This window comes from Aminobacter sp. HY435 (assembly GCF_027568395.1).
GTDB lineage: Bacteria > Pseudomonadota > Alphaproteobacteria > Rhizobiales > Rhizobiaceae > Aminobacter.
In genome coordinates, this window is the sequence record NZ_JANKZL010000005.1 from 428,202 (window position 1) to 434,689 (window position 6,488).

A 6,488-nucleotide genomic window follows, 5' to 3' on the forward strand; every position below is an offset into this window, starting at 1 on the left:
GCTTCAGAGCCTTGTCCTCAAGGCGCGTGCACCATCTTGGTCGGTTCCTCCAGCAGGGTGAATGGGTAACCGTCGCATTTCACGTCGGGGTTTGTCGGGCTGAACATCCCGTTCGGATTGTCCTTGAACAGCCAGGCGTGCAGGTCGTAGTGGGCGAACTCCTTGGGGATCAAGGGTTCGTGGCCTTCCATCGGGCCCTGGAAAGGCTGGCCGAGCACGCTTGGCCGCTCCGTTGCCGCGTCCAGTGGAACCAGCCACTCGACCGCGACGAGGCTAAGCTTGCCGTCCGCCCCAGGTTCGTAGATGAGCACGTTCGGCTTGCTGGGGTCGGGCGGCCCCTTCACGGTAAGATTTACGAAGTGGACGCCCATCGCACCCTTCGGATACTCCATCCGCCCTTCCATCTTTTCGCCGGTGTAGTGGACGCAGCCCACCGTCGAAAGATAGAGGTCGCGGATAGCTACATATGGATCCTTGTATTTTTCCAGCGCCTGGCGCGCGGCGTCGAGTTCGGCTTTGCTGGGTTCTTCCGCGCTGGCGACATTGATGGTTTGGCTCGCATTCCAGACGAGAGCCAGGGCGACGATGGCGCCACTGGCGAAACTGGCAGACCTCATGGCCGTTCCTCCGCTGATGCATCGTGCGATTGCACGAGCCAGGAGTCTCGCGCGCTCCAGTGTCGCTGTAAATCAATCGAATGGGGGAGGGGTCTAGTCAAATCAGCGCGCCGCTTCAGGCCGGCTGATCGTGCCTTGAAGCGGCGAAAAGGCTTTGCTGCCGAATGGTTTTCCGCGGCAACCGGCCTTTTCGGTATGCATTTTGCCTACAGTTTGACCCGCAGGCCCTTGAATCTTTTGTAAAGAAATTTTACCATGGGTGAACTGATGGATTTGTGAGTTTTGCAACAAGGGATAGCCGTGTGAAAGAAGACCGTTTGTCAGCCGTTTTGACTGCCGACGGCAAGAAGGCCGCGGCCGCTATCGCCACAAGGGCTCAGCCGGTCCCACTGCATCAGGATCCGCACGCCATCCGCGACACGCCGGAAAAAGTGCTCGAGGTCGCGCTCGGCCACGAGGTGCGTGCCTTCCGCAAGAAGCTGGGCATCACCGTCGCCGACCTGGCGGCGATGACAAACATCTCGCTCGGCATGTTGTCCAAGATCGAAAACGGTATCACCTCGCCATCGCTGACCACGCTGCAGGCGCTGTCGCGGGCACTCGGCGTGCCGCTGACCGCCTTCTTTCGCCGTTTCGAGGAGGAGCGCAGCGCTGTCTTCGTCAAGTCGGGCGAGGGCGTCGACGTCGAACGCCGCGGCACCCGCGCCGGCCACCAGTATAACCTGCTCGGCCACATCGGCTCGAACACCGCCGGCGTCACCGTCGAGCCCTATCTGATCAGTTTGTCGGAAGACTCGGACGTGTTTCCGATGTTCCAGCACGAGGGCATGGAGTTCCTCTACATGCTGGAGGGTGAAGTCGTCTATCGGCACGGCAATAACCTCTACCGCATGACGCCGGGCGACAGCCTGTTCTTCGACGCCGACGCGCCGCACGGACCGGAAGAGCTGACCACGCTGCCGATCAAGTATCTGTCGATCATCTCCTACCCGCAGGGCACGAGCGGCGACTGACCCCGTTCGGTTCGGAAAGTTGCTTGAGGCTGGAAGAGCCGCTCAGTCGCGGTTACGCGTCGTTTCGGCGGCGAAGCCGAAGTGCCGCATGACCATCTCGCGATAGTTGGCGGGAAGATCGGCCTTCTCGATGGCCTTGCGCATGCATTTCAGCCACAGGTCGCGCAAATCCGGTCCGATCTCGACATGCTCGTGGATTTCCTTGAGCCTGGAATGGCCGTGCTTCTGCACGTAATAGCTTGGCCCGCCGAAGAAGCCGCAGAGATAGTTGAATTGTTCCTCGCGCGAATGGGCCACGCCATGGCCGCGCAAGTGCAGCACGTGCAGCGGGCGCGCGTCCTCATCCTGCTCGACGATATCGTAGAAGACCTCGACGAGCTTGCGGATCGCCTCTTCGCCGCCGAGTTCGACAAACAGCGAGGGCCGTCTGGGTTGCAAGGCATCGTTCATGGTCACCTCCGCCGCGCACCGGCATGGCGGCCTGGCTGAAACGGCCCCGGCTCATGCCGGGGCCGTCATGGTTTTGCTTTTCAGTCGGGGCTGAAGCCCGGTGAGGTCGGCGCGCCGTCGTCGTACTTCGACAGCCATTCGACGACGGTCGGGCGATAGCGCGTCAGGCCTTTGTAGTCGGCGAGTTCGACCGGCAGGTCGCGCAGCACCCTGTGGAAGCGGCGTGCCCATTTCGGCTGCGCCACCAGCTCGTCCATCTTGATCAGGTAGCAGCGGATCGGGAACACCAGCGTATTGGAGCGCGGCAGCCGCCAGAAGCTCTGCAGCTCGACGCGCAGATGCACCTTGTCGCCGACATTCTCCGGCGTCACCGTCAAGCGGTCACTGCCCCATTTGTGGAAGTTCTCGGGGCTGGTGTCGAGCCGCGGATTGATCGTCATCGTCCAGTTCAGGCGGCGCGCCGGCTGGCCCTGCTGGATGTTGGTCAGGAACTTCAGCGCACGCGTGAAGATGCCCTTCTCGTGCGCCAGCGGAACCGGCGCGTGCCACTCGAAGAAGTTCATGCCGATGTCGAAGTCGAGCGACCAGTCGGCCTGGGTGGTGACCGTGCCGGCGTCCATCCAGAGATTGCCGTCGCGCTGGTCGAGGATGGCGAAGTCGCCCTGGCTCTGGCGGGTGATGTATTCCATCGGGCCGTAGGGCAGGGTGGAGACGTCGCCGAAGGTGAAGGTGTCGTCGATGCCGAGCGGACGGTTGATCCAACGCCAGCGGTCGCCGTCACGCGTCAGGGTGAAATGTTCGGGATAGCTTTTGGCTTTCTCGACCATCAGGAGTTCGAGCAGGTCCCAGCCGGCCAGCGTCATGTGCGGCAGCGACTGGCAGCGCAGCGGATCCTCGGCCAGAACCATCGCGCGGTCCTGCATCTCCGAGATGTAGTGCTCGTCGACGTCGATCAGGTGCTCGAACACGCTGTTCCTCGGCCCGGGCACATGCGGCTCGATATTGACCGCATACATGTAGGCGTCTTCGTTGAACGGAAACGGAAAGCGCCTGACCTGCTCCGGACTGTTCTTGAAGCTGAAGTCGTCGCGGAACGTCTCTTGCCTGAAGTTAATTCCCATGAGTTCCTCCCTTGTGCCGGCTGATGTCAGCGTTCGAGAACCAGTGATCTTCCCTCGAAACGCGACACGCACGGCATGATCTTCTTGCCCGAGCAGTGTTCCTCCGCGCTCAGCCAATGGTCGTTGTGCTTGAACGTGCCGTCATGGGATATGACGTTCGTCTCGCACTGGCCGCAGACGCCGCCGCGGCACAGGTAAGGTGGATCGACGCCCGCCGCCTCGATGGCTTCGAGCAGGCTTTGCTGTTCGCCGACCCGGATCTCCAACCCGCTCACCGCCAATGTGACGTCGAAGGGAGTGCCAGGCTGCGGCGCGGCGAAGTGCTCGTAGTGCACCATTTCGTCCGGCCAGCCATGTGCCGCGGCCGTATCGCGCACCCAGCGGATCATGCCCGCCGGGCCACAGACATAGAGGTGGGTTCCCAGCGGCTGGCCCGAGAGCAGCCGCTCGAGCGGAATGCGCTCGTTGCGGTCGTCGTAGTAGAGGTTGACGCGGCTGCCGTAGCGATCGCGCAAGACATCGGTGTAGCTGCCCAGCGTCTCGGAACGGCAGGTGTAGTGCAGCTCGAAATTGCCGCCTGACGACGCCAGCTGCGCCGTCTGCGCCAGGAATGGCGTGATGCCGATGCCGCCGGCGATCATCAGGTGCTTCTTGGCCCGAAGGTCCAGCGAGAACAGGTTCACCGGATAGCTGATCACCATTTCCATGCCACGCTTGACGCGATTGTGCATGAACAGCGAGCCGCCGCGGCCCGAATCGTCGCGGCGCACCGAGATCGTGTAGTCGCGCGTGTTGAGCGGCGAGCTCATCAGCGAGTAGGGGTTGAGCCTGGTCGTGCCGTTGTCGCGCATTTCGACGACGACATGGGCGCCGCCGGAAAAAGTCGGCAGGTCATCGCCATCGGTGCGCTCGAAATGGAAGCGCTTGACCAGTTCATTGACCGCGACCACGTCGGTCACGGTGACGTTCAGCTTGGTTGTTCCCGCGCTCACCGGAAAATCTCCTCCTTCTGAGGGATCTCGGTCGGATCCTCGGCATTGATGCACACGCCCTGGAAGGCGGCGATGCGGCGTGAATAGTGGTCGCGCACCAGAAGCAGCAGTCCGCAATGCGAGCAGGTCGCCGGTTGCGTGGTGACGTTTTCGGTGATGCCCTTGCAGTGCACGCACTGCATGCGGCGGGCGAGAGAACCGCGCTGCTCCGTCTGGATCGACGCATGGTCGATACCGGCTTCGGTCGCGGCCAGCATCATCTGACCGATCAGCCCTTCGGTGCCGGCGAGGTAGATGCGCAGCCCCATATGGGCGTTGGCGAGCGTCCATTTCAGTCGCGGCAAGGCTGCCGCGACGCTGGGGCCTTCATAATATTGGGCCGGCTTGAGCGCTTTCAGGCTCTGCTGGAAGCGCTCTCCCGACCGGCCCGGTATGAACATGATATGGGCACTGGCGAAGAAGCCTTCGGGCGCCTGCCGCGCCAGGTCCAGGATCGCGGACGCCCCTTCGGCGTCCGCTACGAGCAGATGGCTGCTACCGGCCTGCGGTGACAATGTTCCGTAGACCGGGCGACTGAGGATCGTCTTCACCGGCGCACTGTCCAAGGTCTCAGCCCTTTGCCGTCCGCTTGAGCTTCTTGGGGTCGTCGAACGGCAGCGACTGGGCTGTCGCCTTGACCGTACCGCCGGCGTTGCGGATTTCAAGCGGCGTTCCGACGATGGCGCAATCGACGTCGAGGCGGGCGATGCCCATCGACTTCTTGACCAGCGGCGAATACATCGCGCAGGTCACAACGCCGACCTTCTTGCCGTCGCGCCAGATCTCGGCGCCTTCGTCGGCGGCCTTGTCGCTGTCGAGCAGCACGCCGAAGATCTTGAAGCGTTCCTTGCCCTTGAGGCGGTAGTGCTCTTCGGCGCCGCGGAAGCCGGTCTTGCCGGGGCTGACGGTGAAGTCGAGGCCGAGCTCCCACAGCGTGTCGCCGGGGCCTTCATTGGCGAAGGGGTACTTCTGCGAATTGTCGTAGGGGTAAAACAGCAGGTAGCTTTCGACGCGCAGCATGTCGAGCGTGGTGAAGCGCGTCGGGATGATGCCCATCGACTTGCCTTCGGCGACGATGGTGTCCCAGATTTTCGGCGCGTCCTGGCCGCGGCAGAAGATTTCGTAGCCGCGCTCGCCGGTATAGCCGGTGCGCGAGATCATGACAGGCAGGCCGAACAGCTGGGTCTGCATGTGGTGGAAATAGTTGAGGTCGCGGATGCCGGGCACGTGCTTGGCGAGGTAGTCGACGGCGAGCGGGCCCTGCAGCGACAGGTCGTGCAGATTGTCGTCGAAGCGCACCGAGACGTCACGGCCGATCGAGGCGCGGGTCAGTTCCTCATGGCCCGAACCCGAGCCGTGCACGACCATCCAGGAGTTGGGGCCCATGCGGTAGATGACGCAGTCGTCGGTGAACTTGCCGGCATCGTTGAGCATGCAGGCATAGACCGACTTGCCCGGATAGATCTTCTCGGGATTGCGGGTGGTGCACAGGTCGATCAGATGCGAGGCATGCGCGCCGGTGATGTGGACCTTCTTGAGACCAGACACGTCCATCAGGCCGGCCTTGGTGCGGATCGCCAGGTATTCTTCGTCCGCGTCCTTGTCATAGGACCAGGCGGTTCCCATGCCGCTCCAGTCTTCCAGCTTGGAGCCAAGCGCGCGGTGGCGGTCGGCCAGGGTCGAGAAACGCCAAGAAGCTGTCATCGGTAATTCTCCTCCGTTTATACCACTCCGCCTATGCTGGCGATCCTGCCTTCAGGCGGACGTTGTTGGGGACATATTGAACCGAAACGTGTCCCAAGGGCAATATCCAAGTGCAAGAATTTTTACTTACAGGCAACTTTTGTTGGTCGAATTTTGCTTTGGAACGGTTTCGGCATCGGCTGCGCCGCGTAAAAAAAGAAGGCCCGGCACAAGGTGCCAGGCCTTGAAGGGCGCTCCGGGCCTGGGGGACAGGTGGGTGGGGAGGAGCGCCTTGGGAGAATAAGGGAGAAAGCTCAGAACAGGCCTTCGATCTGTCCCTGTTCGTTGAGGAAGATCTTCTCCGACGATGGTGCCCTTGGCAGGCCTGGCATGGTCATGATCTCGCCGCAGATGGCGACGACGAAGCCGGCGCCGGCCGACAGCCGGACCTCGCGCACCGGCACCACGTGGTCGGTGGGCGCGCCGCGCAAGTTGGGGTCGGTCGAAAACGAGTACTGGGTCTTGGCCATGCACACCGGCAGGTGGCCGTAGCCGGCGGCTTCCCAGGCATGC

The 6,488-nt window shown here is 62.5% G+C and carries 8 protein-coding genes; 1 reads left to right on the forward strand and 7 read right to left on the reverse strand.

The window, feature by feature from the left end:
• Positions 1 to 17: 17 nt before the first annotated feature.
• Positions 18 to 617, reverse strand: a complete 600-nt coding sequence (locus tag PCJ21_RS09305) for a hypothetical protein (protein WP_269931104.1) — start codon at positions 615 to 617, stop codon at positions 18 to 20.
• Positions 618 to 946: 329 nt separating this feature from the next.
• Between PCJ21_RS09305 and PCJ21_RS09310 the strand changes: the two genes are divergently transcribed.
• The gene (locus PCJ21_RS09310) at positions 947 to 1,630 is read left to right on the forward strand and encodes a helix-turn-helix domain-containing protein (protein WP_442865990.1); all 684 of its coding nucleotides are present in this window, start codon (positions 947 to 949) and stop codon (positions 1,628 to 1,630) included.
• 42 nt (positions 1,631 to 1,672) lie between these two features.
• Here PCJ21_RS09310 and PCJ21_RS09315 read toward each other — a convergent pair whose 3' ends face one another.
• The 6 genes from PCJ21_RS09315 to PCJ21_RS09340 form a co-directional block, all read right to left on the reverse strand.
• Entirely contained in the window at positions 1,673 to 2,080 is a 408-nt protein-coding gene (locus tag PCJ21_RS09315; protein ID WP_269931105.1) for a group II truncated hemoglobin, read from the reverse strand.
• Positions 2,081 to 2,160: 80 nt separating this feature from the next.
• Positions 2,161 to 3,201, reverse strand: coding sequence for a heme-dependent oxidative N-demethylase family protein (locus PCJ21_RS09320; RefSeq protein WP_269931106.1), 1,041 nt, complete (start codon positions 3,199 to 3,201; stop codon positions 2,161 to 2,163).
• A gap of 26 nt (positions 3,202 to 3,227) precedes the next feature.
• Positions 3,228 to 4,193 carry a PDR/VanB family oxidoreductase gene (locus PCJ21_RS09325; RefSeq protein WP_269931107.1) on the reverse strand — a complete coding sequence of 322 codons (966 nt, stop codon included), beginning with the start codon at positions 4,191 to 4,193 and terminating at the stop codon, positions 3,228 to 3,230.
• A complete protein-coding gene (locus PCJ21_RS09330; protein WP_269931108.1) occupies positions 4,190 to 4,783 on the reverse strand; it encodes a dimethylamine monooxygenase subunit DmmA family protein in 594 nt (197 codons plus the stop codon). Before PCJ21_RS09330 ends, PCJ21_RS09325 begins: the two co-directional genes overlap by 4 nt.
• Positions 4,784 to 4,802: 19 nt before the next feature.
• Positions 4,803 to 5,936: an aminomethyltransferase family protein gene (locus PCJ21_RS09335; RefSeq protein ID WP_269931109.1), complete on the reverse strand. Its 1,134-nt coding sequence runs from the start codon at positions 5,934 to 5,936 to the stop codon at positions 4,803 to 4,805.
• A 293-nt stretch (positions 5,937 to 6,229) separates the two neighbouring features.
• On the reverse strand, positions 6,230 to 6,488 hold a 259-nt coding region (locus PCJ21_RS09340), incomplete at its 5' end, for a formate--tetrahydrofolate ligase (protein ID WP_269931110.1).

Excerpts from the sequence above, each read along its gene's own strand:
- PCJ21_RS09320 (WP_269931106.1), bottom strand. The coding sequence starts at position 3,201 with ATGGGAATTAACTTCAGGCAAGAGACGTTCCGCGACGACTTCAGCTTC.
- PCJ21_RS09335 (WP_269931109.1), bottom strand. The coding sequence starts at position 5,936 with ATGACAGCTTCTTGGCGTTTCTCGACCCTGGCCGACCGCCACCGCGCG.
- PCJ21_RS09315 (WP_269931105.1), bottom strand. The coding sequence starts at position 2,080 with ATGAACGATGCCTTGCAACCCAGACGGCCCTCGCTGTTTGTCGAACTC.
- PCJ21_RS09305 (WP_269931104.1), bottom strand. The coding sequence starts at position 617 with ATGAGGTCTGCCAGTTTCGCCAGTGGCGCCATCGTCGCCCTGGCTCTC.